The 25,986-nt window shown below is 60.3% G+C and carries 20 protein-coding genes and 1 tRNA gene; 5 read left to right on the plus strand and 16 right to left on the minus strand.

Annotated elements, in window-relative coordinates; translation table 11 throughout:
* Positions 1–64: 64 nt before the first annotated feature.
* A complete protein-coding gene (locus tag ACH488_RS05260; protein WP_128397298.1) occupies positions 65–388 on the plus strand; it encodes a helix-turn-helix transcriptional regulator in 324 nt (107 codons plus the stop codon).
* Here the strand turns inward: ACH488_RS05260 and ACH488_RS05265 are convergent.
* Positions 342–845, minus strand: a complete 504-nt coding sequence (locus tag ACH488_RS05265; protein ID WP_397322718.1) for a hypothetical protein — start codon at positions 843–845, stop codon at positions 342–344. The genes ACH488_RS05260 and ACH488_RS05265 overlap by 47 nt on opposite strands.
* 200 nt (positions 846–1,045) lie before the next feature.
* Between ACH488_RS05265 and ACH488_RS05270 the strand changes: the two genes are divergently transcribed.
* Positions 1,046–1,309: a helix-turn-helix domain-containing protein gene (locus ACH488_RS05270; RefSeq protein ID WP_397322954.1), complete on the plus strand. Its 264-nt coding sequence runs from the start codon at positions 1,046–1,048 to the stop codon at positions 1,307–1,309.
* Here ACH488_RS05270 and ACH488_RS05275 read toward each other — a convergent pair.
* From ACH488_RS05275 to ACH488_RS05305, 7 genes are all read right to left on the minus strand, one after another.
* Positions 1,281–2,222 (minus strand): alpha/beta hydrolase family protein, encoded by a 942-nt coding sequence (locus ACH488_RS05275; protein ID WP_397322720.1) that lies wholly within the window; start codon positions 2,220–2,222, stop codon positions 1,281–1,283. The genes ACH488_RS05270 and ACH488_RS05275 overlap by 29 nt on opposite strands.
* Positions 2,223–2,475: 253 nt before the next feature.
* A complete protein-coding gene (locus tag ACH488_RS05280) occupies positions 2,476–2,931 on the minus strand; it encodes a hypothetical protein (protein ID WP_397322721.1) in 456 nt (151 codons plus the stop codon).
* Positions 2,928–3,941, minus strand: a complete 1,014-nt coding sequence (locus ACH488_RS05285) for a hypothetical protein (RefSeq protein WP_397322723.1) — start codon at positions 3,939–3,941, stop codon at positions 2,928–2,930. Before ACH488_RS05285 ends, ACH488_RS05280 begins: the two co-directional genes overlap by 4 nt.
* Positions 3,938–4,429, minus strand: a complete 492-nt coding sequence (locus ACH488_RS05290) for a hypothetical protein (protein WP_397322724.1) — start codon at positions 4,427–4,429, stop codon at positions 3,938–3,940. Before ACH488_RS05290 ends, ACH488_RS05285 begins: the two co-directional genes overlap by 4 nt.
* A 785-nt stretch (positions 4,430–5,214) precedes the next feature.
* Positions 5,215–6,003, minus strand: coding sequence for an IS21-like element helper ATPase IstB (istB, locus tag ACH488_RS05295; protein ID WP_166187864.1), 789 nt, complete (start codon positions 6,001–6,003; stop codon positions 5,215–5,217).
* Positions 6,000–7,526: an IS21 family transposase gene (gene istA, locus ACH488_RS05300; RefSeq protein ID WP_397322726.1), complete on the minus strand. Its 1,527-nt coding sequence runs from the start codon at positions 7,524–7,526 to the stop codon at positions 6,000–6,002. The genes istB and istA overlap by 4 nt, the downstream gene beginning before the upstream one ends.
* A gap of 852 nt (positions 7,527–8,378) precedes the next feature.
* Positions 8,379–9,068 (minus strand): hypothetical protein, encoded by a 690-nt coding sequence (locus ACH488_RS05305; protein WP_397322728.1) that lies wholly within the window; start codon positions 9,066–9,068, stop codon positions 8,379–8,381.
* Positions 9,069–9,318: 250 nt separating this feature from the next.
* Between ACH488_RS05305 and ACH488_RS05310 the strand changes: the two genes are divergently transcribed.
* A complete protein-coding gene (locus ACH488_RS05310; RefSeq protein ID WP_397322730.1) occupies positions 9,319–10,425 on the plus strand; it encodes a hypothetical protein in 1,107 nt (368 codons plus the stop codon).
* Between the two features lie 147 nt (positions 10,426–10,572).
* Here ACH488_RS05310 and ACH488_RS05315 read toward each other — a convergent pair whose 3' ends face one another.
* From ACH488_RS05315 to ACH488_RS05325, 3 genes are read right to left on the minus strand one after another with little or no spacing between them, the layout of a single operon-like run.
* Positions 10,573–11,175, minus strand: a complete 603-nt coding sequence (locus tag ACH488_RS05315; RefSeq protein ID WP_397322731.1) for a hypothetical protein — start codon at positions 11,173–11,175, stop codon at positions 10,573–10,575.
* Complete coding sequence (locus ACH488_RS05320; RefSeq protein ID WP_397322732.1) at positions 11,172–12,752, minus strand: RNA-directed DNA polymerase; 1,581 nt, start codon at positions 12,750–12,752, stop codon at positions 11,172–11,174. The genes ACH488_RS05315 and ACH488_RS05320 overlap by 4 nt, the downstream gene beginning before the upstream one ends.
* 7 nt (positions 12,753–12,759) lie before the next feature.
* Positions 12,760–13,602, minus strand: a complete 843-nt coding sequence (locus tag ACH488_RS05325; protein ID WP_397322734.1) for a hypothetical protein — start codon at positions 13,600–13,602, stop codon at positions 12,760–12,762.
* Positions 13,603–14,157: 555 nt separating this feature from the next.
* Between ACH488_RS05325 and ACH488_RS05330 the strand changes: the two genes are divergently transcribed.
* The gene (locus tag ACH488_RS05330; protein WP_397322735.1) at positions 14,158–14,868 is read left to right on the plus strand and encodes a hypothetical protein; all 711 of its coding nucleotides are present in this window, start codon (positions 14,158–14,160) and stop codon (positions 14,866–14,868) included.
* Between the two features lie 1,006 nt (positions 14,869–15,874).
* Here the strand turns inward: ACH488_RS05330 and ACH488_RS05335 are convergent.
* Together ACH488_RS05335 and ACH488_RS05340 are read right to left on the minus strand one after the other, a co-directional pair.
* Positions 15,875–17,005 (minus strand): tyrosine-type recombinase/integrase, encoded by a 1,131-nt coding sequence (locus ACH488_RS05335; protein WP_397322736.1) that lies wholly within the window; start codon positions 17,003–17,005, stop codon positions 15,875–15,877.
* An 87-nt stretch (positions 17,006–17,092) separates the two neighbouring features.
* Positions 17,093–17,174 (minus strand) — tRNA-Leu (locus tag ACH488_RS05340).
* A gap of 188 nt (positions 17,175–17,362) precedes the next feature.
* Between ACH488_RS05340 and ACH488_RS05345 the strand changes: the two genes are divergently transcribed.
* Positions 17,363–17,968, plus strand: a complete 606-nt coding sequence (locus tag ACH488_RS05345; RefSeq protein ID WP_397322737.1) for an ANTAR domain-containing response regulator — start codon at positions 17,363–17,365, stop codon at positions 17,966–17,968.
* Between the two features lie 204 nt (positions 17,969–18,172).
* Here the strand turns inward: ACH488_RS05345 and pyk are convergent, their stop codons facing one another.
* The 3 genes from pyk to gltB are packed head-to-tail and all read right to left on the minus strand — an operon-like array spanning position 18,173 to position 25,782.
* A complete protein-coding gene (gene pyk / locus ACH488_RS05350) occupies positions 18,173–19,663 on the minus strand; it encodes a pyruvate kinase (RefSeq protein WP_397322738.1) in 1,491 nt (496 codons plus the stop codon).
* A 55-nt stretch (positions 19,664–19,718) separates the two neighbouring features.
* Positions 19,719–21,176, minus strand: a complete 1,458-nt coding sequence (locus ACH488_RS05355) for a glutamate synthase subunit beta (protein WP_397322739.1) — start codon at positions 21,174–21,176, stop codon at positions 19,719–19,721.
* On the minus strand, positions 21,169–25,782 hold the full coding sequence (gltB, locus tag ACH488_RS05360; protein ID WP_397322741.1) for a glutamate synthase large subunit: 4,614 nt from the start codon (positions 25,780–25,782) through the stop codon (positions 21,169–21,171). The genes ACH488_RS05355 and gltB overlap by 8 nt, the downstream gene beginning before the upstream one ends.
* Positions 25,783–25,986: the final 204 nt, after the last annotated feature.

Raw genomic sequence — 25,986 nt, forward strand, 5'->3', positions numbered from 1 at the left:
TACTTTAAGTATCGTCAAGAGTCCGGTTCTTACTTTTTTCATGTTGTTCGGCAAGAATTGAGCCATGCCACGGATTACGCAGCCTCACGACGACGCCTGGTCACCCGACGTCGAGGCAGCGGTGGCCACCTTTGGAAACAGGGCTAGGAACGAGATACTGAGGTTTCTGACGACTTTCGGCCCTGCGACGCGCGGCGACATCGTGGATTCCGTGAGCGCTGGCGAACCAAGTGTCGCAAAGCATCTGGTCGCCCTGGAGCAGGTGGGGGCGATCGTCGTCGACGTTCCGGCCGGGCGCCGCCACGGCCGTTCCCCGCGGTACTCAGCGAATCCGGCTCGCATCAAAGAGCTGCTGGATGCTCACCTTCGCTATGTCCTGGAGGAATAGCTGCTGCCCTTTCTCCACGCGGGTGAAGGTCGATGTCCTTGTTTAGATACTCGGAGATAGCGCGCAACGTCTCCGGGGAGACATCCCCCAGCGTCCTGACGGCAAACGACTTCACTCTGGCCGCCCTCAACGACTTCACAAACTCCAGCTGTGAATCGATGCGTTCTGGAATGTCGCCTTCCACGCCGTTGAGCAGGTAGGAAGGATCGACGTCGAACATCTCACAGATGGCGGTGAGCAACTGAGGATCGCTGACCAGACGTCCAGTTCCATCCTTCATGTAGAACCACCTGGCGCGTGAGATCTTGACACCCCGAGCCTGGAGCCCGGCCTCAATTTCCCTGAAAGTAACCGGCGATCCCCTCTCGGCAACAACCACGTCCAACAGGAGGTTTAATCGCCGCGCGAGCGTTGCCTGCGGTAGCTCGCCCTTGCGGCTAGCGTCTTTCGCCGACATGCTCCACCTTCCGATCGCCTATCTCCGCAAAATATGGCTCCTTCGCCATCAGTATTCCGCGAGCGCGGTACCGACACAATCAATCGCAGCCTGAATCTGTTGTGCGGATGATTGCAGGCGTATCCTATTGCTGTAGACCCGTCTACAGTCTGTTAACCTTCTCACCCCGAGCCGTGGTTTGCATGTCGACATCCGTCCTGATGAACCGAACACGCACCCAGATACTTCGCATCTTGATAAGGAGCGGGCCGGCCAGCCGTACGGTTTTGGCGTCCGAGCTCCAGACTTCCAAAAACAACATTCGACGCCATCTCAAGCTCCTCGAGTCAGCCGGCCTCGTTAATGATTTGGACGGCGAGCGCTTCTCCGCCCAGCCCTCGGTCATTGAGAGCCAACTCATCGAGTTGGCCGAGCAATACTCAGTGCAAATGCCTCCTACGACGCCACCGTTTGTTCAGGACTAGCGTCAGCCAACGCGAGGCCGTGGAACCAGTCCTCAACGGAGTGCTCCCACTCATCGGGGTCGAAATTCCACTCGAGTGAGTGGCCCACGGACTCAAATTCCACCAAGCTGACGAGGTCGGGCCGCACCGTCGCAGCCCTTTTGGATGCTTCGAATGGGGTGGTGTCATCCTTCCTGCCATGGAGGATGAGGATCGGCTTCTTCAGCTCTTCCGCCCGTGCCAGCCAATCAAGGGCGTCCAGGCGTATCGGCTCGGAGAGCCCTGTCACACACCGAAGCGTTTTCGACTCCAGAATGCCGAAGCCCAACTGCACGAGAGGCTGAGGCAGCCCAGCCGCCTTTGCATTAGCACGCAGCGTCGTGCGCCAGTCAAGGACAGGGGCGTCGAGAACCATCCCTACTACTCGAGGAGCGTGCGCTGATAGGGCTGCCGCTTGCAGTGCTATGGCCGCACCCAACGACCACCCGAAGATCACAATGCGCTTTGCGCCTTCGGCAACGGCATAATTGATAGCCGCTTCGACGTCGCGCCACTCGGTTTCGCCGAGTCGGTACCGCTTATCGGACGACGGCGATGCGTCGCCGTCGTTTCGGAACGAGACAACCAGCGAGGTCAGTCCCAGACGTCTGGCGACTGGTATGCCTCGAAGACAACCAGCTCTCCGGCCCCCCATTCCGTGGATATGGATCGCCCACGTCCCAGCCCTGTCAGAATGGGGCGAGTCGAACCTCCAGGCCGGAGCCACCCCGTCGTCGACTGTAATCTCAACGTTTCGGTATGGCAGGCCTAGTTGTTCGGGTTCGGAGTACACGTAACCACTCCAGATCCCTGCCGCCGCTTGTGCAAGGTTTCCGGAGTCCACGCGCTCCACCACGCGGGTGAGTGAGCCTGTGCCCTCGCTGGTTTCAACCACTGGACCCAAGCATGCATGGCCGGTCCCCTGCGCAAACCATAAGCTGTGTCGTCCAGCAGCCTTGGTGTGGGTGGTTGCCGGCAGTTCAATGAAAAGCTGCCCATCGCTACCGAGATACACAGACCGAATGTAAAGGTCCTCGCGCCGGCTGAATTTGGGTACGACTACTCTGCGCGCAAAGTATGCAGATCCACCGAGACCCGCAAGCAACGCGACCAAACCCATCGTCAGCCCGGCACCGATGGACGGCCGCCTATAAGCCGCCGACACCGTTCTCCCCGTTCTGCTTCCTTCGGTCGTCAATCACCTGGCGGAGCTTCTCCAATGTTTCGGGAGAAATCCCTTGCAGCTGTCTGGCGGCGAAATTGCGCACGCGCGACTCCCGCAAGGCCCGAAGAAGCTCCAACTGCGCATCCACTAGCCGCGGAATCTCCCCAGCATCGTCAAGGAGGTAGTTGCGGTCAACCCCGAAGAACTCAGCCAGATTTCTTAACAGTGCGGCATCGGTAGCCAGTGAACTATCTCCGCTGCGCATGTAAGCCCAACGAGATCGCGATAGAGGGGTTCCCCGCTGACTCATGTGCCTACTGATCTTTGGGTAGGTCAGGGTCTCTGTGCTACCTGCTTCATAGAGATCGAGGAGCAAGTTGAGCTTCCGGGCCAACTTGGACTGCGGCGTCTCGGAGACGTTGGCGCCATTATCCGTCATGACGTCCCCTCGCCCCTTCTCTTCCGCGCCCTTGTTCCATGGTCAGTTGGTCCAGCCAGATAATTCTCTGCAGCGCTCAATACTCTAAGCTCGCGGATATCCAAGGAAATCGCTAATCCTGGCTCAACGAGAAGAGCGTCCTGCACCTCCACTAGCATCCGATGGAGCTTCAGTCCCGGATCCTGCTGAGTTAGCGCCTCAACGCCAAGCGGGAGGCGAACGTCCTGCCGCAACCCGGCGGTCTTGTCCCAGACTCCTCGGAGGCCATGGACCAAGTCGTCCTCAGTCGCCGCCCTATTGCGACGAAGAATACGCCGTGCAACGGGCGGGATCGCCAGGCCCACGCAAAGGAACGCCATGGCTGCGATCACTGTAGCGTCGTACGCGGGCGATATCGCATGCATAGCATGGAGATGGCCTTGCAAGTGCAGTGTGTCCATGACAAGGACAAGCGCTACAAGCAGCACGGCCAGCGCGCAGCCGACTCCAATGAACGTGAATGACACGCGGTAATAGGGTGTCGACATGCCGGCACGGAATCGAAAGCACGTAGCTCCAGTGACACTGACCACGTAACCGATGTACACGAACTGGATGGCTGAGTACAACGCAGCTGGGAACTGATCGCCGTATTCAAGCATGAAACGCGTCGAGCTTCCGTGCGTGGTGATGAAGCTAAAGCTGGAGGCCAGTCCAAGGATCACAACGCCCAGGAATACGGCTCCCAGAGTGTCTCGTCGCTCTCCAGCGTCTTCTGGGGTGGCTGCTCGGATAATCGCCTTCGAGAGAAAGTAGATGCCCACCACCATGGAGACATTGGCCAAGAGGTCAACGTAGTTCCGTCCGGCAGAAGCCGCGTCAAGGCTCGTGTAGAGCGGGTCGATGTTGAGGGTCATTGCCACGGCGATCGTGACGGCGGCAGTTAAAACGCTGTGGTCCCGCCGTCTTGTTGCTGGCAATAGAGAAATGACGAGAAGCCACATCACAACCGCGGCCACAACCTGGATCATCCGAATACCTTCTCGAAGGACCTTGGCTCTCTCGCGCTGTTCCTGATCGCTGCGGCGAAGAGGTCTGCGAGACATTCCGCAGCCGCTTCGAGCTCATCACTAAAGCTGGTACGCGCCAGAACACGACGGACGAAACCTGCCGGAAGGTTCGGGAAAAGAACGCCGACATAATCCACCGGAACGACGACCTCATCGTGCCGCAACACCATATGCCCCAGTTCGTGAAGCACGAACTGCTGCCGGTGCAGCCCAGACGGGCTGACTGCATGCAAGATGACTTCGACTTCGTCCGAAGAAAGCCATAGTCCGCACACCGACCCATCGTTCAGAAATCCCGCGGCCTCAATTTCGATAGGACGATGCCGGACATCTTCCACGACCTTGACCAGTCGCTCCAGGCTCAGGTGGGACGGGAGGGCCAAGGAGTCGAAAGCACTCACCGCGCGTTTCGCCGGCGATTGACCCGAGCGGATACTGTTGTTGTTCATGGGCCATCCCGAGTAGTCCGATCACCCTCGGTTCGGCCGCGCCAGAGGCAAATGCCACGTTCTGATCGCAGCACGAACCCTTGAATCAATTGAACTCCTGTGCTCTGGACATGTCCAGAGCGTGAGGGGATGGCTCAATAGAAGTGCCACTCCGTTGGAATTTCTTAGCATTCCAAAATACGGATGATCCACTAACGACCGTGGCAGAACATAGCTCCCGGACACGGGCCATGGTGTTGTGTCGTGAACGGCCGTTTCGGATTCAGGCCGCGTTCGGTTTCATACGATCCTTTTGAGGCACTCGTGGCGGCCATTCCTTTGGTCGTGGCCGCCATCAGTGGCTCCCAGAAGCGCGTGTACAGCGCGTCGGTTTCGAATTCGAGGAGGTCCGCTCCGGTGGCTACAGGGGCACGGTCACCGCCGCGGTGTTCGCCGGCTTGGCCGCCGTACCAGTTCTCGTAGTCCTTCTCGCTGGCTCAGGTGGTGACGAGGAAGTAGCGTTCCTCGCTCTTAAACCGGGCGCAGGAGCTGGAACCCTTCGAAGCCTGGCAGGCCGTCGACTTCGTGGGCGCGGCAGCGAAGCGAGCCTCGAGGTCGGGACCCTTTGCCTTCGGAGACGTGGATGGCGTTGTTCTTCACAACTGACATCGCCTGTCAATGGCCATTAGTTTCTGCCCACCGGCGGCCAGTTAATGTGCCCGCTGGTGGCCAGTAAAACTGCCCGGTGATGGCCAACAGATCTGCCCACTGAAGGTTTCGGCGGGGTTGGCCATCGTCGGGTCGTGTCAGTTCAGTTGGGTGACTCCTTTTCCGGCGAGGGCCTGGGTGAGGCGGATGGAATCGCCGCTCGTTTGGCAGACGTGGGCGTGGTGCAGAAGCCGGTCCACGGTGGCGGTGGCGAGGGTTTTGGGCATGAGTTCGTCAAAGCCGGCCGGGTGCAGGTTCGAGGAGATCGCGACGGAGCGCTTTTCGTAGGCTGCATCCACGACCCTGTAGAGGCCTTCGGCGGCGTCGGTGGCCACCGGCAGGAGCCCGATGTCATCGATCACGACGAGTTCGGCGCGCAGGATCCTGGCCACTGCCCGGGTGACGCTGTCGTCGGTGCGGTGGGCCCGGATCAGGGCGCCGAGGTCCTCGAGCCGGAACCAGGCCACGCGCATGCCGGCTTCTACGGCTTGTTGGCCGAGCGCTTCGAGGAAGAACGTTTTCCCGGTGCCGGACGGTCCGCAGACGACCAGGTTCTCCCGCCGTCCGATCCATTCCAAGGTCCGCAGTGCCTGCTGGGTCGGCGCGGGAATGGACGAGACCCCGGGGTCCCAGGCGTCGAAGGTTTTCCCGGTCGGGAAGCCTGCTGCTTTGCGTCGGGTGGCGAGCATGGACCGGGCCCGGCCCGCTGCTTCTTCGGTGAACAGGGCCTTGATGATCTCTGCTGGTTCCCAGCGCTGGGCGCGGGCGGTCGCGATGAGTTCCGGTGCCAAGGCGCGGGCGTGGGGCATTTTCAGCTGCCGCATCAGCGCTTCAAGTTCGGCCGGCAAGGGCGGGGCGGTGGTGTTCGTGGTGCTGACCGGGCTCATCGGCTCTGCTCCTTCGCAGCTCCGGATCCGGCACCCAGGCCTGCCCAGGCGCCGGTGCCCTGGGTCAGTGACCTCGTCTCGTCTGCGGAGTGGGTGGTGATGCGCTTGACGTTGGCGTTCAGGATCGAGGCCAGATCGCCGTGGGCGAAGCGGCCGTAGAGTGCCGCGTCGCCCAAGGCCCGGTCCACCGCCTCGGCGCCGGCGATTTTGGCCAGGGTCACGGACTCAGCCATTTTCACGTTCATCCGCCCCGTCCCGGCCGCCGCGGCCTCCAGCAGCCAGGTCCTGGCGCCCTCGCCGATGGCCAGGAACTCGGCCTCACCGGCGTTGCGTGCCTTCACTGGGTAGTCGCCCGGGATCCTGCTCCTGGTCCCGGGGAAGTGCTCATCGTTGATGGCGGGGCTGCCGGGCCGGGCCCGGTGATGGCGGGCGACCTCGACGGGACCGGCGTCGCCATGGTGGACGATGATGACGTGTTCGTCTGGTCCGGTGCCGTGGGCGCGGACGAACACGCGGGTTCCGAGCAGCTGCGCGGGCACGGAGTATTGGGCGTTCTCGAAGGTGACCATCGGGGTGTTCTCCGGGACCGTGCGGGCCAGTCCGAACGCGACCGTGTGCGCGGTCTCCGGGATCGGGTGCAGGCGGGGCTGCTCCTCGGCCAGGACCGCGGCGGGTTTACGCCGTGTCGCCCGGTGTTCCCGGTTGTTGACCTCGTCCATGAAGACCTGGCAGGCGGCCTCGAGCTCGGCAAAGGAACTGTAGTCGGACCGGAGGTTGGTGTCTGTGGGCACGAGGTCTGCCTTGGCCAGTTTTACGGACGCTTCGACTCCGCCTTTCGTGGCGGGGTCCGCCGGCTGGCAGGTCAGCACGCTGATCCCGTAATGCCGGGCGAAGTCGAGGGTTTGCTGGTTCCGCACCGGCACCCCGGCGACGTGGCCGGTGGTGACGGTTTTCTCGTTATCCGTGAGGACATAGGTCGGTGCGCCTCCCAGGATCCGGAAGCACCGGTCCGGTGCGGCGAACACGCTCGGCGCGGTCCGGTCCCGCAACGGGATTACGATCCGGAACCTCGAGAACGCCAGCCAGGCCACGAACAGGATGGTCTTTACCCCGTCGATCCGTGGTCCGTCGCCGAAGTCGTACTGCAGCCACATCCCGGGCTCGGTGATCCATGGCCGATGCACGCGGGTGTGGCCCAGCCGCCAGGCCGCCTTGACCTGCGCGATCGCCCGGCGGGTGGACCGCTCCGAACCCGCATAGCCCAGAGCGATGAGCCTCTCGTGGGCCTTGTCGGCCCGGATCCTGCCTTTGGACGCCTCGATCCATTCTTCGATCTTGGGCAGGTAGGCATCGGTGACTCGGGGCCGGGTCGCGGGTTCGGCGATCGGCCGGCCGGCGTCCCGGGCGGCGACATGCCTGGCTACAGTGTGGTGCGAGCAGCCCGTGAGTTCGGCGGTGGCGCGTAACGATCCGGTCAGATCGTAGGCAGCAAGAATTTCCATGATTTCTCCGTCATGCTTCATACAGGGCCTCTTCCCGGGGGTGACTTGGTGCGTCTAGACACCGTCATCAAATCCCGGGGAGAGGCCCCCGCCGCTTAAGACGCGGCAGGTTCAGTAAGGAAGTGGGCAGATCTCATGGCCACCGCTGGGCAGTTTTACTGGCCGTCAGTGGGCATTTCCGTGGCCGCCTATGGGCAGTTTTTCATGGCCGCTAACAATCGCCATCGGCCTCGGCCGCCAGGTGCTCTAATAGTCACTAAAATTCGCATGAACCGCAAAACGCAGGGGCACGAAGTCTTCCGTGTAAGGCTTTAAAAGGAGATCGCCCTCCAACTGTTGTGCTGGATGGCGATCTTCTGAGTTCGCGTGCGTGCTCTGTTTCCATAATGCTCCGCGCCGATCGCCCATACTCATCCCAATGTTCAGAGATGTTCCGTAGATGCTTCAGCACTAGCTCTTCTTCAAAGGCGGTCTTTGGAAGCTCGGTCAGGCGGTCCTGAGAACGGAACACATTGTTGATCGCCGATAGAAGGAACGTCCGTTCAGCTCTCTGCTGCGTCTGTAGAGCCACGGTGGGTACGAGCGCGGGTACGTCCGCATCCCCGCACATCTGTGGTTGCTTTCCAGTTAACAACCGTTGCGCCGCGTCCATCTGCGCAATGGAGTTGAAGGCGGACGCCCGCCGGAGGCGGGCACACTGCATCTCGGCGGCCTCGACCCACATGAGCCCTTCCGACCAGATTTTCAGATCGGACCGTGGAGTACTGCCGTGCTTCGTCATGCAGTCCATGTTTGCATCCTCAGCGAACATGTAGCCCACGCATAACGTGCGTGTGGGTCACCACAGATAACTGCGGGGGTACCGGAGAAGGGTTATCCCTGAACGAGTTGAGCAGCACCAATGGCGAGGCCCGGAATCGAACCGATAAAGCCAGCGGCAGCCGGCTTGTAGATCGCCTCGGCCATCGCAGTCCAACGGCTACGTTGCTCCTCCCCTTCCGATTGGCCTGCCGCCGCGTAAAGGGCAACCCAAAGGTCATACAGGGCCTGCTTCAGGTCGGTTTCACCAAAGGCTTTCTCCTCGGCGATGCATCCCCGAATCATCTGGACGATTTTCGACACGTGAAGTCGAAGTTCGGGAGACAATGATTCGTCGTCCCCCAGCAACGAGACGACATCGTCCAAGTACGACATAATCTCAGCAATACGCTCCGGAGTCGGTGTCGGAAGATGCCCGTCAATAGCCGCAGCCAGGTTCTCCAACGTGTCCATAGCGTGCACACTGAAGATGGCGCTATTGGAGTTGGTGTTCCAGGCGTGAGGGTAATTCATCACGGCCTTGGTCCAGAGACGGAAGCTGCGCCTGAATGACTTGACGCGGTAACCTCCGCGTTCGAGGTCATCAACGCAGTTCTTCATCGCTGCCAGCAGGCACATCGCATGGAGGTGGTCGTCAACTGCTTCGTCCTCATTTTTGTGGAATCCACGACCCTTCAAGGGATTCCCATCTGGTTGCTCCCCCCACTGCTCAAACAATTCCAGCAGTTCATGTGCGGGGTTCATCAAAATCTTTCTCCAACCATTAGCGTTCTATCCACATCATAACAAGCCGATCGGACAGAATAGGCATGCCATCCCTTGGGTGACGGCTGCCTCACTAAACCCATCCGAGCGAAATCCGTATGGGGAGAACATCCAACCATCGAAATCCTCAGAGTCATCGGATAGGAAACCCTTACGGGACCTCACGGTCCCGTCATCTTCCATGAGATAAGTTGTCAGTAACCCCGTACTCGGCTGATGAGGTTATGGCATGAACGATGGCAAGTACGACGCTTCCAGTGACGACAACGGATCTGGGGAAGATCCGGCGCACGGTGGCCGTGAGGGTGACGGGCAAGAGGAACCGTCCTTGCCGGATAACGCCGGGCATAATGCAGAAGAACTCGAACAGCCAACGGCGTTCGTCCTGCCCAATTACCCTGGTTTCGACTTCTCAACCCTGTTCCCTAAATTCGATCTCCCCGACTTCTCAGGCCTGTTCCCCAAATTTGATCCCCCAGATATCTCGAGAATATTTCCTGCAGTGGAAATACCCAGGTTCACTGGTTTTATCTTTCCTAAGGTGAATATTGCCAATTTGGGCTATGCACCCAGCCCGGACATCGTTAAAGTTTTCAATCAGACTCCGGATCCGATGGCATTTACAGGTGTGTCTGGCCTCTTCGACATGCCCAAAGTGGACTTCGGATGGATCTCAGATCTCCTGGATGTACACATAAAGCTTGAACAAGTCCTTCCCCCAAATTGGCCGGCCAAAGTAGATCTGGACCTTATCGAATCCATACTCAATGAAGAAGGAATCCCTCTCGTCTGGATACCCCGAGAGGAAATTGTTTCTCTCTTACTTCAGGCTCCCGACCGCACCGCCCGAATAAAGATACTTATCGAAAATCGTGATACCGTGCTGGCAGATTGCAGCGAAGCTCTCAAGCGGATCACCAACACCAGCTTTCAAGACCAACTTCCTCTGGCACGAAGAGTTATCTCGGCTCTAGAAGCAGGCTTCGACGAGCCAGCCCAAGCTCTGGCCGTCACCGTCACAGAAACAGCTGTCGCGGCGACGATGAGTGGCAACTACAGCAAGGTAAAGAAGGACGTTCATCTCAACTTCGACGACATCCCTTTCACAAAGGTTCGCGTCCAAGCCGCGTTAGCCCCAATCGGCCTGTTTTACACTGCCTGGTATGCCCACTGGAATAAACCAAAACCTGCCGAACTATCACGTCACATCACAGTGCACGTTGCCAGCACGGAACACTACACATCCGATAACGCACTTCTAGCAGCGATGCTTATGGCGTCCGTGCTGTGCGCCCTGCAAGAACTCCGTGAAGCAGCCGACCAGCAGCAGAAATAGATGGCCACAGGGCTAGTGTCCTCCACACAGTAGTCAGTTCCCCCAGAGTTGGCTCCCTAGCGTCCATTCCTTTGCCCAGCGCTAGGGCACCTGCCGAAAATGAGACATCAGGTCTATACGCCGAGTTGAGCATTTTGGAACCCCGCCTTAGTTGACATCGCCGGTTTTACCTTGGACGAGCCCGTCAATTTCAGAAATTAGATCCACGCACACATCTCTGACGCTCTGGAGGTTAGCCTCTTCGAGAACTATGTAGTCACCGCTGAGGCGGATTTTTGCCGTCGTGATCTTATTTGAGATGGAAGCACGTTTGGCACGCTGAATGCGAGTGAGTTTACCAAGACCGTGGGCTATGGCATTACGAACCTCGATCAACTGGTTGATTTGAGTCCAACTTGGTCTGATGTCATACCAGCTCTTATAGGCATCCTGCGTGCCTGACCAAGTGCTCACAGCCGACGTTGACGCTTTGTCCCATACAAGAGTACGGATGTTATTTCCTGTCGGAGAGAATTCAGTTTCGGCCAGATCGAGTAGCCGATCCACACAGAAAGCCTCGGTGATCGAAATCATCCGTAGAAACGTCGCTTGGCGTTGCACCTGAACTCCGTCAAAGGTCGGGGTTGCCAGACGGGCCAGGGGTTTAGCCCTTTGGGTATCGATGGTTTGGGTACGGTGAAGACCGAGTGTCTGATTCAGAAGCCGGCAAGCCGCTTCCGCACGCGCTCCCAGGACAATTGGTAGGCTCACGATTCGAACGTCTTCAGTAAGACTCGCTCCAACTGATCTTCGGCCACCGATTCGGCAGTCGGGAGGTCCGTTTTCGCGATTCCCCATATCACCAACGACCGCCAAGATGGCCCAACCCGATCTAGCGCAGCGGTTAGCTTGCCGACGTCGCCCCGACTCAGCCTACCGACGGCAGCAGCCGACGTCGCTGCCAGGGCCGGGTTCTGACCGGTTACACACTCTTGCAGCCATGCATAGTGCTTATACTCGGTCTTAGCTGGACGAATGTTCCCAGCAGCTTCAGCCAACCAAACTTTTTGCCAAACACTGAAGTTCTGTTCTTCGACAAGTAGATCCAGTGTGCGTCGAAGCTTGGTTCTAGCCGCTGGACCGGTGGCCGCCAACTCGGTGATGTATGCGCTAATTTGAGGCGTTAGTGCCGGCTCGAAGCGCAAGAGTTTTGAGAGATAAGCGACGGGTTCAACTACACCCGAGCGACCCAAGATAGGAAGAGCCCGTCCAAGAAGAGTCTCTGTAATGGCGGCATCGGTGGTTGACTGCTTCGCGTCAGACTCGGCTTCGTTCACCCAGATGTCCCAGGCCTTCTTGGCGGCCCGCATCTGCTCTGGGTTATCGATGACCACTTCGTCGGTCGGTGTAGAAAATAGCGCGTCTTCCTCGAGGACAGGCTGCACTGTCGAGGCGGCCAGAGCCTGTGGCGATTCTGATGCACCCTCGTCAATCTCGTCTGCATAGCCGTCCAGGAACAAGAGGCGTAAATCCTCGGAGGAACCACTCCCCTCTTCAAAAAGGTGCTTTTCTGCTTCAGTGAAAGCGCTGAGAGAGGCTATGTAATTTGGCGTGCTGTAGGTGTAGGTTTTCGCTTCATTTAGAGTGAGGCCTAACTGTCGAACCTCCCGGGCGCACGTTTCGAGTGCTTGCCGTGCATGAGCAAGCGTTGGCGACGCGATGCGGAAGTCATCTGAGTATGTGGTTACCTGATAACCAGCGCGTCGCATTCGCCGTCGTACGGGATCGATATAGGCATCGCCGAGGATGTCGCTCGACCGATGGACCTGAGGAAGGCCCACTCGGCGGCCCATCACCCTTAATAAAAGTTCCATGAGCGCAGCAATGGCCGGAGCTTCCCCAGTCTGGGCTTCCAGTTCGTCCGCCAACCTATCGTGATCGACATACTCATAGTAGGAGGTGACGTCGGTCTTGCTGACGTATTGCACCTCGTCTCCTACAAGAGGTGACTTCTTGAAGTCGTCATGCGATGCCCTGGTAACGAGGTGCGCCGGCAGAGACTCAGCGATGAGATCGACCAGCGCCCGGAGCAACACTTTGTCCCTCAGAGTCATCTCGCTGATAGGGCGTCGTCCCCTTCGATTCTTTTCGACGAATACGATATCCGCCAGATCACCGAACTGGCCCTTGGCATACTTGGGGCGGAACAGCCGGACAACCTCACTCGCCTGCCCAGCGAGAGCGATGCGATCCGGGCGCCGCGGCATTAGCCGGTTCGACATTGACAGCTCCGACTCCGCAGCACTCTTCAGATTTAGTCGTTTAAGTAACTCTGGCGCAAGGTTCACCTTCTCATCATTGCCTAACTAGCAGTGAGGCGAAGTCGTTTCGAAGACTTTGAAGGGCCTCTTGTGAGTCTTGCCGAAGGAGGTCAGGGATGCTCCAAACGGCAAAATAGGGCTGTCGGGGGAGCAAGATGCCAACTCTCTGGATGCCGAAGGAATCATCTAGATCGAGAAGTACATAACCAAGCAATTGAAAGAGCACGTCCCTAAGCCAAGCGTTAGTGATTACCTCCCGCGTTTTTAGCTCAATGAGCATGTCGCCAACAACCCAATCAGCGTCTGCCCCTCCTACTGCAGAGCTTCCAAGAAAGTCAGGGTTGGGCACATAGTCAATGTTGCCGGATTCCAGATCATTGTTCCATTCAGCTATGAGCGGCTCCACTGCGTTTCGCATGCAGGAAACGTCAAAAAGAAGCGACTCATCAATGCCCATCATTAGCTCGACCGCGTCCTTCGCGCGTTTGATTCGCTTCCCCAGTTCACCGGAAAGTGCTATCTGTGGTCCCGCTCGTGCGATACTCTCGCACCACGCCAATGGAATCGAGGCCCTGTCGAGGCTGAGCGGGTGGGGAGACTTCTCTTTCCATGTCAGGTAGGCGAAGCCACTAGCCATCTCCAGCGTTTTATGTATGTGTTTTCCTCTATGGATGACACCCGGATCCATGCCGAGGATGTCTAAACCTGCCTGAGCCATTGTGTCAGCGAAGTCAAAATCCGGCAGCTCCATTCTTATGCGGTAGTCGAGTGCCATGCCTGCCGTGATGGCGTGCGACTTGCGTTCGTTCACTCCCTCGGGAATGGGAAGCTGAGTATTAAGCGCAGTAACTTCGTCAAAGCCGAATTCCGACGCCATCAATTGACCTTCTCGTCCGCGGGTGCCCGCTAAAGCGAGCTCTGGGGCGCAGTCATAGACAAACTGCCGGATCGGCGATTGCTTGTCGCGAAGGTGGCGCGTAAGGGACATGGCTCGATCATATGGGAACTACTGGATATTCGCGTGTCCCATCTCGTTGCAAACTGCACAAGAACTGCCGAAAGGATCACCCCCCCTCTCCGATCATTGGCGAAACTCGGGCCCTCCCGCCTCTCCAGAGCACTTAACTACAGACAAATCCTGTCCTACCTGTGCGCCGATTGTGGCGGCGCTGGCCTGTAGGCAGAGGCCCAATGATAATCCGGCTTAAGGTGCTCCCCGAGCCGCCCCTCCGCCCAAGCCCCGCCACGCAGCAGCGTCCAGACAGGCCACTGCTGACAGGCGATGTGCTCCTCGCCGGACAGATCTAACTACGATGAGGGGCCGGGCGTCCGGCACGTCGGAAGGCATATCCCGTTCCCTGGCTCTCTGTACTCACGTACTCACGGTTGCTGCTAAGAAAGCACATACGGTGTCCGCCGATAGGGTGGCCTCATGTCGATCCCCCACTTAGACCGCGAAAAAGCATTCGCCCTAATCGAAGAGATGAGTTCCGCCAGAAACCTTTTGGCTTATGGCACAAGAGTTGTGCGCACGGCGGCGTTCATTGACACAACACGCGATCCCATCCTTACGATGCTTTCAATCGGGGTCGAGAAGCTTTACAAGCTTACGCTCGGGCTTTCCTCCCTGGACAGCAGCCAGAGTTGGCCAACAAAAAGACAGATGAAGGACTTCGGCCACAACCTTGTCGACATGCACTCAATGGTCATGACAGAACTCTCAAAACGTACTGCCGTCAGCTCCGAATATGTGCGGGGCCTACTGGCGGAGGTTGAGGCTGATGCCGTAGTTGTGCCTCTTATTGACACGCTAGGAAGATACGGACAGTCCGGGCGCTTTTACCACCTTGACCGGCTGGGAGCCACTCCTCAACCATGGGAGAGCCCGACGGAATACTGGCAGCGCATGGAGGACGTAGTGCTCCAAGAGCCACATATAGCAGCCGCTTTCACGGCCGCTACAGAGTCCCCATTAGATAGCGCACTCTGGGAACACCTTCATACGTCAATCAACCAACGCATCGCTGATTCGGTCGAACGCCTGTGGACAATGATTGCCGTCTGCGGACGAAACCACGCACTCGGGGAGGCTGGAACCACATTTGGATTTGAGGTCCATCCAAGTGCCGTGGGTCGCCAGTAAGGAAGGGCGTCGTCATGACAACGGCCTAGACGATTCCAGCCACTCATCGCGCTAAGCGCCTGGCCGAGACCGCAACACACTATGCCGAATCTCCCCAGGCGACACCAGCCTTCGTCCCCCAGCTAGCGCTGAGTCCTTGCGAAGCTGTCTGTATGAGTTCCAGAAAGAAGTCCCCTAAACCAACCTATCGAGCCAGGAACACTGAGAAGGACTCAGGATACGCGGTCTACCGGAGCCTGGTGCGCGTGATCAAATCAAGCGCCTAAGCCCCGCCCACTGTGGCTCGAGGGTGAGTCCGGCGAGGAACACTGAACCGACGTCGTGAGCCAACTCAGCCCGCGGTATAGGATCCTTTTATGCACTCCCCCACGCGGAGGCTCTCCCAATATTACTGTTTCAAAGCATTCCGCAGGAAGGCACCGTAACGGAGTCGCGTCACCTTCTCGAATGGTTTCTGCAGAGGGACCGGCCCATCAAAACAGCACTTCAGGCACCACGGAGTCCTGACAAGTGTGGCCATCGCGGAGCGAGGCATGAAAGAAATGCGCCTTTGTCTGTCCGGTGATAATTCAAGTGTCGACGGCCGCTGGAACGGTCCCACGGTTCGAGCAGGCAAGTCGGATAGTCTAGGCCCATGCGGGGAAGGAGCACGGTTTCCACACGGCGTCATGTACCCTACTGGGAAATGCGCATGAACTGCCAAGGGATAATCCTAGATCGGAACGAAATGAACTTGGCATTTTTTGAACCTGCGGAAGCTGCAGCACTCATGCGATGCAGTGAAGGATGGCTGCGAGATGGCGCTGCGGCGGGTCGCTTTCCGCATGTTTGCTGGGGCAAAGGCAAGATCGTCTTCACGTCAGAGCACATCGCAGAGATAGCCCGGCTGAGCGAGATCTTGCCGGCCTCGCACCCGACGCCAGAGGCTCTCCACAATCCCACCAGCACGAGACTTATCGGAACAAGGGCACGCAACCGCCTCGTCTCCTAAGAGACAAGAACAGCATCAGCGCATGAACGCTGCGACCTGCCGTTCCGTAGCATCCGCTCCAACCTGCAACGCCTCTGGCATCAAGTGCCCGTAGACCTGCTCAGTAGTCTTGATGGACGCGTGCCCAAGTCGCCGGGAGATCGTAAAGATCGGCACACCATCCTGGATCAGCCAGGACGCATGAGTGTGCCGCAGGTCGTGAATCCGTGGGTCCTTTCGCAAGCCCCGAAGCTGGGCTGCCTTCACCGCGGGCACCCAGTAGTGGTGCCAGTAAAGCTTGTGCACGATCCGCTCCCCTTTAGGCGTCGTGAACAGCAGATCGCTGCTTGGCCGACCTGCCACCAACGGAATCAACAACTCCACCAGCGCAGGATTCAGCCCGATCGTCCGTTTACCCGCGCCTGTCTTCGTCGGCCCTATGTAGAACTGATTCTGTCCGTCTCGCTTCCACGCCTTGTTGATGCGTGCGGTCGCCGGCTTTCCCAGCAAATCGATGTCTGCCACGGTCAAGGCAGTCGCTTCCCCGAAGCGAGTCCCGGTCATCACCAGAAAGTTCGTGAAGTCCCTGTACCGCTCCCCCATGTTTTCCATAATCAGGCCGAACTCCGCGTGGGTGAGGAACATCATTTCGTCCTCGGCCTTCTCCACGCTCGGCAGCTGCACGCCACGGCAAGGATTACGCGTGATATACCCAAGCATCTCCGCGGTGTTCATGGACGCCGAGATCAGGCCATGCACGTTCTTGATCGTCTTCGGCGATCGGCCTTTGGCCATCATGGACTTCACCCAGAAGGCAATGGCCCGGTAGTCGAGCTTGTCGACGGGCAGTCCGCCGATGACCTTCTTCACATGAAGGTCGAGCATGGTCTGGTAAGTCTTCACGGTGCCGCTGGATGGTCGAACCAGAAGGTCGATGTGCTCTTGGATCACCTCGGCAACAGTCGGCACTCGCTCGGCGTTTTCGAGGATCGCGTGTTGGGCTACTTCGAAGTTCTGGCCGTTGGCGTCGAGCAACCGTTTGAGGGTCTCTGCTTCAGAATGAGAGGCAAAAGTCAGCCCCTGCGCCTTACGAGTTTTAGGGTCCCGCCAGCGGACCATAAAGGACTGAGAACCGTCCTTCTTGGTGCGTGTAGAGATGCTGGCCATGCATAAAACGCTACGCCGCTGTACACACTTTTAGGGGTTTTGTACACAGTCAGGGGCCATATAGGCCCCTGACCTGCGACAACATCGTGCCCGAGGTGGGACTCGAACCCACACACCTTTCGATACCGCATTTTGAGTGCGGCGCGTCTGCCAATTCCGCCACTCGGGCGCGGAGATACTGGGTGGAAACCAGCTACATTTCTGTGAGCAACGCGATCCGTTCCCAGCACGCGAAACTACTCTACATGCAGATAGGCTGTTTCAAAGAACCGGGCGCGCCGGTTGCAACAAAACCTGCCCCGGATGCGTCCACACTAAGATGGACTTGAACCCGCCGAACCTTTGCAAGGAGATCCCGTGACCGAACAGACGGAGTCCGCACCCGCAGCCCAGCCGGCCCGACGCGTTGTCGTCGCCGAGGATGAGACGCTCATCCGCCTGGACATTATCGAGATCCTGAAGGGCGAGGGTTACGACGTCGTCGGCGAGGCCGATAACGGCGAAAAGGCTGTTGAACTGGCCGAAGAGCTGAAGCCCGATCTTGTCCTGATGGACGTCAAGATGCCCGTCATGGATGGCATCTCCGCCGCTGAGAAGATCGTGAAGGCACGCATCGCTCCGGTTGTGCTCCTCACGGCTTTCAGCCAGAAGGAACTCGTTGAGCGTGCCCGCGACGCCGGCGCCATGGCGTACGTCGTTAAGCCCTTCACCCCGGCCGACCTCGTCCCCGCCATCGAGATCGCCCTCTCCCGCCACGAGGAGATCAAGGCCCTCGAGAACGAGGTTTCGGACCTCCAGGAGCAGTTCGCCACCCGAAAGCTCGTGGAACGCGCCAAGAGCCTCCTGACCACCAAGATGGGCCTCACCGAGCCCGAGGCCTTCCGCTGGATCCAGAAGACCTCCATGGACCGCCGCCTCAGCATGCGCGAGGTCGCCGAGACCATCATCAACCAGGTCAACTAGCACCAAGCCAACGAAGGGCGGCTTCCGGTTCGGAAGCCGCCCTTCTGCGTTCAAAAACCACGACGCCGGAACTCGCCGGTGCGCCCCACGCACCGAAGCGCAGCCCACAAAAGCGAACCACCCGCCGTCGTACTGAACGGACGTCACGCTTAAACGAAAAGCAGGCCCCGCCAACCGGCGGGACCTGCCCATCGAAAACGAAGACTACGCCTTCGCTTTGGACTTCTTCTCAGGCCAAGGACCAACAGGCTCCTTGCGGGAGGAGTCGGGGGCCGAGGTGTCGGCGAGGTCGCCTACCTTGTGGACCTTGAGCGAGTTGGTGGATCCGGCCTGTCCTGGAGGGGAACCGGCTGCGATGACCACCAGGTCGCCTTCCTCAACGAGCTTCATGTCCAGCAGGCTCTTGTCCACCTGGGCGGTCATTTCGTCGGTGTGTCCCACCATGGAGACGAGCACCGGACGGATGCCCCAGGTCAGTGCCAGCTGGTTCCACACGTGCTCAACCGGAGTGAACGCGAAGACCGGCTTGACCGGACGCAGGCGGGACAGACGGCGGGCGGAGTCACCGGACTGGGTGAACGCACAGATGTACTTGGCGTCCAATTGGTCGGCGATTTCCACTGCGGCACGGGTGATGGCGCCACCACGGGTGCGGGGCTTGGTGCCCAGCGGGGGTACGCGCTCCAGGCCGTGCTCTTCGGTGGATTCGATGATCCGGGCCATGGTCTTGACGGTTTCGATCGGGTACTGCCCCACCGAGGTTTCGCCGGAGAGCATTACTGCGTCGGCGCCGTCGAGCACTGCGTTGGCGCAGTCGGAAGCCTCTGCACGGGTCGGGCGGGGGTTGTCGATCATGGATTCGAGGACCTGGGTGGCCACGATGACCGGCTTGGCCCAGCGGCGGGCCAGTTCGATGGCGCGCTTCTGGACGATCGGCACCTCTTCGAGCGGCAGTTCAACACCGAGGTCGCCACGGGCAACCATGATGGCGTCGAACGCGTCGATGATTTCGTGGAGCTGGTCCACGGCCTGGGGCTTTTCGATCTTGGCGATGACCGGTACGCGGCGGCCTTCTTCGTCCATGATTTCGTGGACGCGCTTGATGTCGGCTGCGTCGCGGACGAAGGAGAGGGCAACCAGGTCAACGCCGCGCTTGAGGGCCCAACGGAGGTCGTCCTCGTCCTTTTCGCTCAGCGCGGGAACGTTGACGGCAACACCGGGAAGGTTGATGCCCTTGTTGTTGGAGACCTTGCCGCCAACGGTAACGGTGGCAACAACTTTGACGTCGTCAACTTCAATGGCGCGCAGGGCTACCTTGCCGTCGTCGATGAGCAAAGCGTCGCCAACGTTGACGTCCTCGGTGAGGCTCTTGAGCGTGGTGGAGCAGATGTCCTTGGTACCGGGGACGTCTTCGGTGGTGATGGTGAAGGTGTCGCCAACGGCCAGCTCGTGCGGTCCGTCAACGAAGCGGCCCAGACGGATCTTGGGTCCCTGCAGGTCGGCCATGATGGCCACGGGCTTCTGCAACTGGGCGGAAGCCTTGCGGACGTTCTCGTAGGTGTTGTCGTGCACGGAGTAGTCCCCGTGGCTCATGTTCATACGCGCAACGTCGACGCCGGCCTCCAGCACCGCGAGGGTGTTGTCATAGCTGGAGATAGCCGGGCCGAAAGTTGCCACAATTTTCGCGCGTCTCATATACCTACCCTAAGTAGTGTTCTGCTGATTGAGTAAAAGAACATTCCTGCCGGCGCTATAAGACCGCGATTGCCCGGTCGGTGGGGGCGACCGGTGCCGGGAGGATCGTGCTTCCCATGAGGAACTTATCGACGGCGGCCGCGCACGCACGGCCCTCGGCGATGGCCCACACAATCAGAGACTGGCCACGTCCGGCATCGCCGGCAACGAACACGCCTTCGGTATTCGTCATGTAGTAGCCATCACGGGCAACGTTGCCACGGGCGTCAAACTCTGCACTTACTTGTTCGGTGATGCCTGCCGGCTCGGCGCCGGTGAAGCCGAGGCTGAGGAACACGAGGTCCGCGGGGATGACGCGCTCGGTTCCGGCCTTGGGGAGGCGCTTGCCGTCCACGAACTCCGTTTCGGCAACCTTGACACCGGTCAGCTTGCCGTTTTCGCCAACAAACTCAACGGTGGACGCAAGGTAGGTACGCTCGCCGCCTTCTTCGTGGGCGCTGGCCACCTCGAAGAGGGTGGGGAACGTCGGCCACGGTTGGTGCGACGCACGTTCCAGCGGCGGCTGCTTGCCGATCGCCAGGGTGGTCACCGAGGCTGCCTGGTGGCGGTGCGCGGTACCGATGCAGTCCGCACCGGTGTCGCCGCCACCGAGGATGACCACGTGCTTGCCACGGGCGTCGATGTGGTTTTCGGGGTTCTCCCCCGCCACCACACGGTTGGACGGCACCAAGTAATCCATGGCGAAATGCACGCCGTCGAGGTCGCGGCCGGGGATGGGGAGGTCGCGCGGCACGGTGGCGCCGGTGGCAATCACCACGGCGTCGTAGCGGCGACGCAACTGCTCCCACGTCACGTCCGTACCGACGGCGACGCCGGTGCGGAAGCGGGTGCCTTCGGCCTTCATTTGCTCCAGGCGGCGATCCACTTGGTCCTTCTCCATCTTGAAGTCGGGGATGCCGTAGCGGAGCAGGCCGCCAATCTTGTCATCGCGTTCGTACACGGCAACCGTGTGACCCACGCGTGTCAGCTGCTGAGCGGCCGCAAGGCCGGCAGGGCCGGAGCCAACCACGGCTACCGTCTTGCCGGTGAGGCGCGTCGGCGGCAGCGGCTGGACCCAGTCGTTGTCGAAGGCTTCATCGATGATGGAAACCTCAACCTGCTTGATGGTCACGGCAGGCTGGTTGATGCCCAGCACGCAGGAAGCTTCACACGGAGCCGGGCAAAGGCGCCCGGTCCATTCGGGGAAGTTGTTTGTGGCGTGGAGGCGCTCAATGGCCTCTTCACCCTTGTCCCGCCAGACGAGGTCGTTCCACTCGGGAATGAGGTTGCCCAGCGGACACCCCTGGTGGCAGAACGGAACGCCACAGTCCATGCAGCGGCCGGCCTGGCTCTTCAGGACGCCCTTTTCCTGGGCCTCGTAGACTTCCTTCCAGTCCATGATGCGGACCGGAACGGGACGGCGTGGCTGCGTCTCGCGCTGCCGGACTTTCAGAAATCCGCGTGGATCAGCCACCGGTTACCTCCAGGATTCGGGACCATACTTCTTCGCCGTCGGGGTCGAGGCCCTCTTCGATGGCGTTGAGGCGGGTTTGCAGGACTGCAGCGTAGTCGCGCGGCAGTACCTTGGTGATGCGGGCAGCGGTGTCGTCGAAGTTTTCGAGCAACCGGCCGGCAAGGACGGATTCGGTCTCCTCAACGTGCTTGATGAGCAGGCCGTGGACAATGTCGCGGTCTTCGGCGTCAAGTTCAAGGAGCTGGAGCTCGCCGGAGTCCAGTGCGTCCTTGTTGACGCGCTCAGGCTGCAGGTCCAGCACGTAGGCCGTACCGCCGGACATGCCTGCACCGAAGTTGCGGCCCGTGCGGCCAATGATGAGTGTCTGGCCACCGGTCATGTACTCGCAACCGTGGTCGCCAATACCTTCGACGACGGCTGTGGCACCGGAGTTGCGGACCAGGAAGCGTTCGCCCACCTGGCCACGGAGGAAGAGCTCACCGCTCGTTGCACCGTAACCGATGACGTTGCCTGCAATGACGTTGCGCTCTGCCTGGAACACGTTGGTGCGGTCCGGGCGGACAATGATGCGTCCACCGGAGAGGCCCTTGCCAACGTAGTCGTTGGAGTCGCCGAACATGCGCAGGGTGATGCCTGCGGGCAGGAAGGCGCCCAGGGACTGACCGGCCGTGCCGTTGAGCGTGACGTCGATCGTGTCGGTCGCAAGAACATCGGTGCCGAACGTCTTGGTCACCACATGGCCCAGCATGGTACCCACGGAACGGTCCGTGTTGATGACGTCCAGGGTGATCTTGACGGGCATGCGGTCGCTGAGTGCTTCCTGGGCCATGGTGATGAGCCGCTGGTCGAAGTGCTTGTCCAGCTCGTGGTTCTGGCCCACCATATTGCGCAGCGGCACGTCGTCGTCGAACTCAAGGCCGTGCAGGATCGGATCGAGATCCAGGCCGTCGGCCTTCCAGTGGTCGATCGCGTCGCGGGTGTCCAGCACCTCGGCGTGGCCAATTGCCTCTTCGATGCTGCGGAAACCAAGCTCGGCAAGGATTTCGCGGACTTCCTCTGCGAGGAACTCGAAGAAGTTGACCACGAATTCGGGCTTGCCGGAGAACCGGGCGCGAAGCTCGGGGTTCTGCGTGGCCACACCCACCGGGCAGGTGTCCAGGTGGCAGACGCGCATCATGATGCAGCCTTCAACCACCAGCGGAGCCGTAGCGAAACCGAACTCTTCGCCACCGAGCAGCGCGGCAATGACAACGTCGCGGCCGGTCTTGAGCTGGCCGTCAACCTGGACCACCACACGGTCGCGCAGGCCATTGAGCATCAGGGTCTGCTGCGTCTCGGCGAGACCGAGTTCCCACGGCACACCCGCATGCTTGAGCGAGTTCAGCGGCGAGGCGCCGGTACCGCCGTCGTGACCTGACACAAGCACGACGTCGGCCTTCGCCTTGGTCACGCCGGACGCCACGGTGCCGATCCCGACTTCCGAAACCAGCTTCACATGCACCCGTGCCGAAGGGTTGGCGCGCTTGGCATCGTAGATGAGCTGCGCGAGGTCTTCGATCGAGTAGATGTCGTGGTGCGGCGGTGGGGAAATAAGGCCCACGCCGGGGGTCGAGTGACGGGTCCGGGCCACCCAGGGGTAGACCTTCTGCGCCATCAGCTGGCCACCTTCGCCGGGCTTGGCACCCTGGGCCATCTTGATCTGGATGTCGTCGGCGTTGGTCAGGTACAGGCTGGTCACACCGAAGCGGCCGGACGCGATCTGCTTGATGGCGGAGCGGCGCTCCGGATCCAGCAGGCGGTCCACATCTTCGCCGCCTTCACCCGTGTTGGACTTGGCGCCCAAACGGTTCATGGCAATGGCGAGGGTCTCGTGCGCTTCCTTGGAGATGGAGCCGTAGCTCATGGCTCCAGTGGAGAAACGCTTGACGATGCTGGAGACCGGCTCCACTTCCTCGAGCGGGACCGCAGGGCGGATACCGTCCTTGAACTTAAGCAGGCCGCGCAAGGTCATCAGGTTTTCGGACTGGTCGTCAACACCCTTGGTGTACTGCTTGAAGATGTCGTAGCGGCGTTCGCGCGTGGCGTGCTGCAGGCGGAACACCGTCTCCGGGTTGAAGAGGTGCGGCTCGCCGTCGCGGCGCCACTGGTACTCGCCGCCACCCAGGAGCGGGCGGTGCGGGTGCTCGATGCCACCCTCGGGGTAGGCCATCTGGTGGCGCGCCGAGACTTCTGCAGCGATGACTTCCAGGCCCACGCCGCCCAACTGGGAGTGCGTGCCGGAGAAGAATTCGTCCACGAGTTCCTGGGACAGGCCCAGGGCTTCGAACGTTTGTGCGCCGGTGTAGGAAGCAACCGTCGAGATGCCCATCTTGGACATGATCTTCAGGACGCCCTTACCCAGGCCCTTGATGAGGTTGTAGACACCGTCTTCGGGAGTCACGCCCACAACATCGCCGTTGGAGATCAGCTGTTCCACGGACTCCATGGCAAGGTACGGGTTGACGGCGGAAGCGCCGTAACCAATCAGCACTGCCACGTGGTGCGTCTCGCGGACGTCTCCGGCCTCAACCACCAAAGCGGTCTTGGTGCGGTTGGCGCTGCGGAGCAGGTGGTGGTGCACGGCGCTGACCAGCAGGAGCGATGGGATCGGTGCCCACTGCGCGTTGGAGTCACGATCGGAGAGCACAATGTACTGCACGCCGCGGTTGATGGCGCCGGAAACCTGCTCGCAGATTTCGGTCAGGCGGGCACGCAGGGCTGCTTCTCCACCCTCGGGGCGGTAGAGACCGCGCACCTTCATGGCGATGCGGTCGCCGTCGGCGTTTTCGATGTTCGCGATCTTGGCGAGCTGGTCGTTGTTGATCACGGGGAACGGCAGCGAGATCTGCGGCTGGCGGACCTGCTTGCCGTCCAGAAGGTTGCCGTTGGGACCGATGGCGCACTTCAGCGACGTGACCAGCTCTTCGCGGATGGCATCCAACGGTGGGTTGGTGACCTGGGCGAAGGACTGCACGAAGTAGTCGAACAGCAGGCGGGGTCGCTTGGAGAGCACCGCAACAGGGGTGTCGGATCCCATGGCGCCCAAGGGCTCGGCTCCGGTACGGGCCATCGGTCCAAGCAGGATCTTCAGTTCCTCGGTGGTGTAGCCGAAGGTCCGCTGGCGGATGTTGACCGACGCCGCGGTATGCAGCACGTGCTCACGCTCGGGGAGCTCGTTGATGTCGATCAGGTTGTCCTTGAGCCACTCGGCCCACGGGTTGGCGGCAGCAACCTCGGCTTTGACCTCGGCGTCGTCGATGATGCGGCCGGCTTCGGTGTCCACCAGGAACATCTTGCCGGGGGCAACACGGCCCTTCTTGACCACGTTGGACGGCTCCACCTCGATGACGCCGACTTCGGAGGCGAAAACGATCAGGCCGTCTTCAGTGATCCAGTAGCGTCCCGGGCGCAGGCCGTTGCGGTCCAGGGTGGCGCCAACGAGGTTGCCGTCGGTGAAGGAAACAGCTGCGGGACCGTCCCACGGCTCCATGAGCAGCGAGTGGTATTCGTAGAAGGCGCGGCGTGCCGGATCCATGGTGGCGTGGTTCTCCCACGCCTCCGGGATCATCATCATGATCGAGTGCGTGATGGGCCGTCCGGAGAGCCAGAGGAGCTCGGCTACTTCGTCGAAGGACGCAGAGTCGGAAGCGCCCGGCGTACAGATCGGGTACAGCTCTTCCGGGGTGTCGCCGAGCAGCGGGCTGGCGAGTTGCGACTGCCGTGCCCGCATCCAGTTCCGGTTGCCCTTGACCGTGTTGATCTCGCCGTTGTGGGCGATGGTGCGGAAAGGCTGGGCCAACGGCCAGGAGGGGAAGGTGTTGGTGGAGAAGCGCGAGTGGACGATCGCAAGCTTGGTCTTGAAGCGCTTGTCCGAGAGGTCCGGGTAGAACGGCTCCAGCTGGGCGGTGGTCAGCATGCCCTTGTACACAATGGTGCGGGAGGACAGCGACGGGAAGTACACGCCGAACTTGTTCTGGGCACGCTTGCGGATCCGCCAGGCGCGGGAGTCGAGTTCGTTGCGCTCAAGCTGCTCGCCAGTGGCCGAAGCAAAGAACGGCTGGGAGAAGTAAGGCATGCAGGCGCGGGCCATGGCACCAACCAGGTCGGCCACCACAGGAACTTCGCGCCAGCCCAGGACGGTCAGGCCCTCGTCGGCAGCCAACGACTCGATGCCGGCCTTTGCTGTTGCTGCTTCGCGCGACTCGGCGGGGAGGAACGCCGTTCCAACCACGTACTGTCCGGGAGCCGGGAGTTCGAATTCGGTGACGGCCCGGAAGAACTCGTCCGGTACCTGCATGAGCAGGCCTGCGCCGTCACCGGTGCCCTCATCGGCGCCAACGGCACCGCGGTGTTCGAGATTGCGGAGCGCAGTCAGTGCCGCTTCCACGATGTCGTATCCCGGTTCCCCGCGGAGCGTGGCAATAATGGCCAGGCCGCAGGCGTCCTTCTCCGCATCGGGGTTGTAAAGCCCCTGGGCCTCCGGAAGCGCAGCGAAGCGCTTGAACGGAGACATGGCACCCTGGGGTTCGATGTTTTCGGACCAACCGGGGTTATGAAGATGGGTCATGGGAGACGTCCTTCCTCGTGATCGTGCGTATGGAAGGGACAACGTTGGCCCCACCTTGCTTGCCTGTGATGGGCACAACAAAGCGCTAGTTATTGGAAATTGTAGGCCAGCCAGCCTTGCGAAACTAACAGTTACGCAGACCACTGGCCCCGGCGAGACCGGTGAACATCGGTATGTTGCGATCCGGATTCCGGGGTGCCACGA

Origin of the sequence: Paenarthrobacter sp. NPDC018779 (genome assembly GCF_044391085.1) — a bacterium.
Taxonomy (GTDB): domain Bacteria; phylum Actinomycetota; class Actinomycetes; order Actinomycetales; family Micrococcaceae; genus Arthrobacter.

Bases quoted from the DNA above. Each gene is read 5' to 3' on its own strand.
- ACH488_RS05270 (WP_397322954.1), top strand. From the start codon at position 1,046: ATGAACCGAACACGCACCCAGATACTTCGCATCTTGATAAGGAGCGGG.
- istB (WP_166187864.1), bottom strand. From the start codon at position 6,003: ATGAGCCCGGTCAGCACCACGAACACCACCGCCCCGCCCTTGCCGGCC.
- ACH488_RS05330 (WP_397322735.1), top strand. From the start codon at position 14,158: ATGTCGATCCCCCACTTAGACCGCGAAAAAGCATTCGCCCTAATCGAA.
- ACH488_RS05305 (WP_397322728.1), bottom strand. From the start codon at position 9,068: ATGAACCCCGCACATGAACTGCTGGAATTGTTTGAGCAGTGGGGGGAG.
- ACH488_RS05310 (WP_397322730.1), top strand. From the start codon at position 9,319: ATGAACGATGGCAAGTACGACGCTTCCAGTGACGACAACGGATCTGGG.
- pyk (WP_397322738.1), bottom strand. From the start codon at position 19,663: ATGAGACGCGCGAAAATTGTGGCAACTTTCGGCCCGGCTATCTCCAGC.
- ACH488_RS05265 (WP_397322718.1), bottom strand. From the start codon at position 845: ATGTCGGCGAAAGACGCTAGCCGCAAGGGCGAGCTACCGCAGGCAACG.
- ACH488_RS05280 (WP_397322721.1), bottom strand. From the start codon at position 2,931: ATGACGGATAATGGCGCCAACGTCTCCGAGACGCCGCAGTCCAAGTTG.
- ACH488_RS05290 (WP_397322724.1), bottom strand. From the start codon at position 4,429: ATGAACAACAACAGTATCCGCTCGGGTCAATCGCCGGCGAAACGCGCG.
- ACH488_RS05285 (WP_397322723.1), bottom strand. From the start codon at position 3,941: ATGATCCAGGTTGTGGCCGCGGTTGTGATGTGGCTTCTCGTCATTTCT.
- istA (WP_397322726.1), bottom strand. From the start codon at position 7,526: ATGAAGCATGACGGAGAAATCATGGAAATTCTTGCTGCCTACGATCTG.
- ACH488_RS05260 (WP_128397298.1), top strand. From the start codon at position 65: ATGCCACGGATTACGCAGCCTCACGACGACGCCTGGTCACCCGACGTC.
- ACH488_RS05325 (WP_397322734.1), bottom strand. From the start codon at position 13,602: ATGGCGTCGGAATTCGGCTTTGACGAAGTTACTGCGCTTAATACTCAG.
- ACH488_RS05335 (WP_397322736.1), bottom strand. From the start codon at position 17,005: ATGGCCAGCATCTCTACACGCACCAAGAAGGACGGTTCTCAGTCCTTT.
- gltB (WP_397322741.1), bottom strand. From the start codon at position 25,782: ATGACCCATCTTCATAACCCCGGTTGGTCCGAAAACATCGAACCCCAG.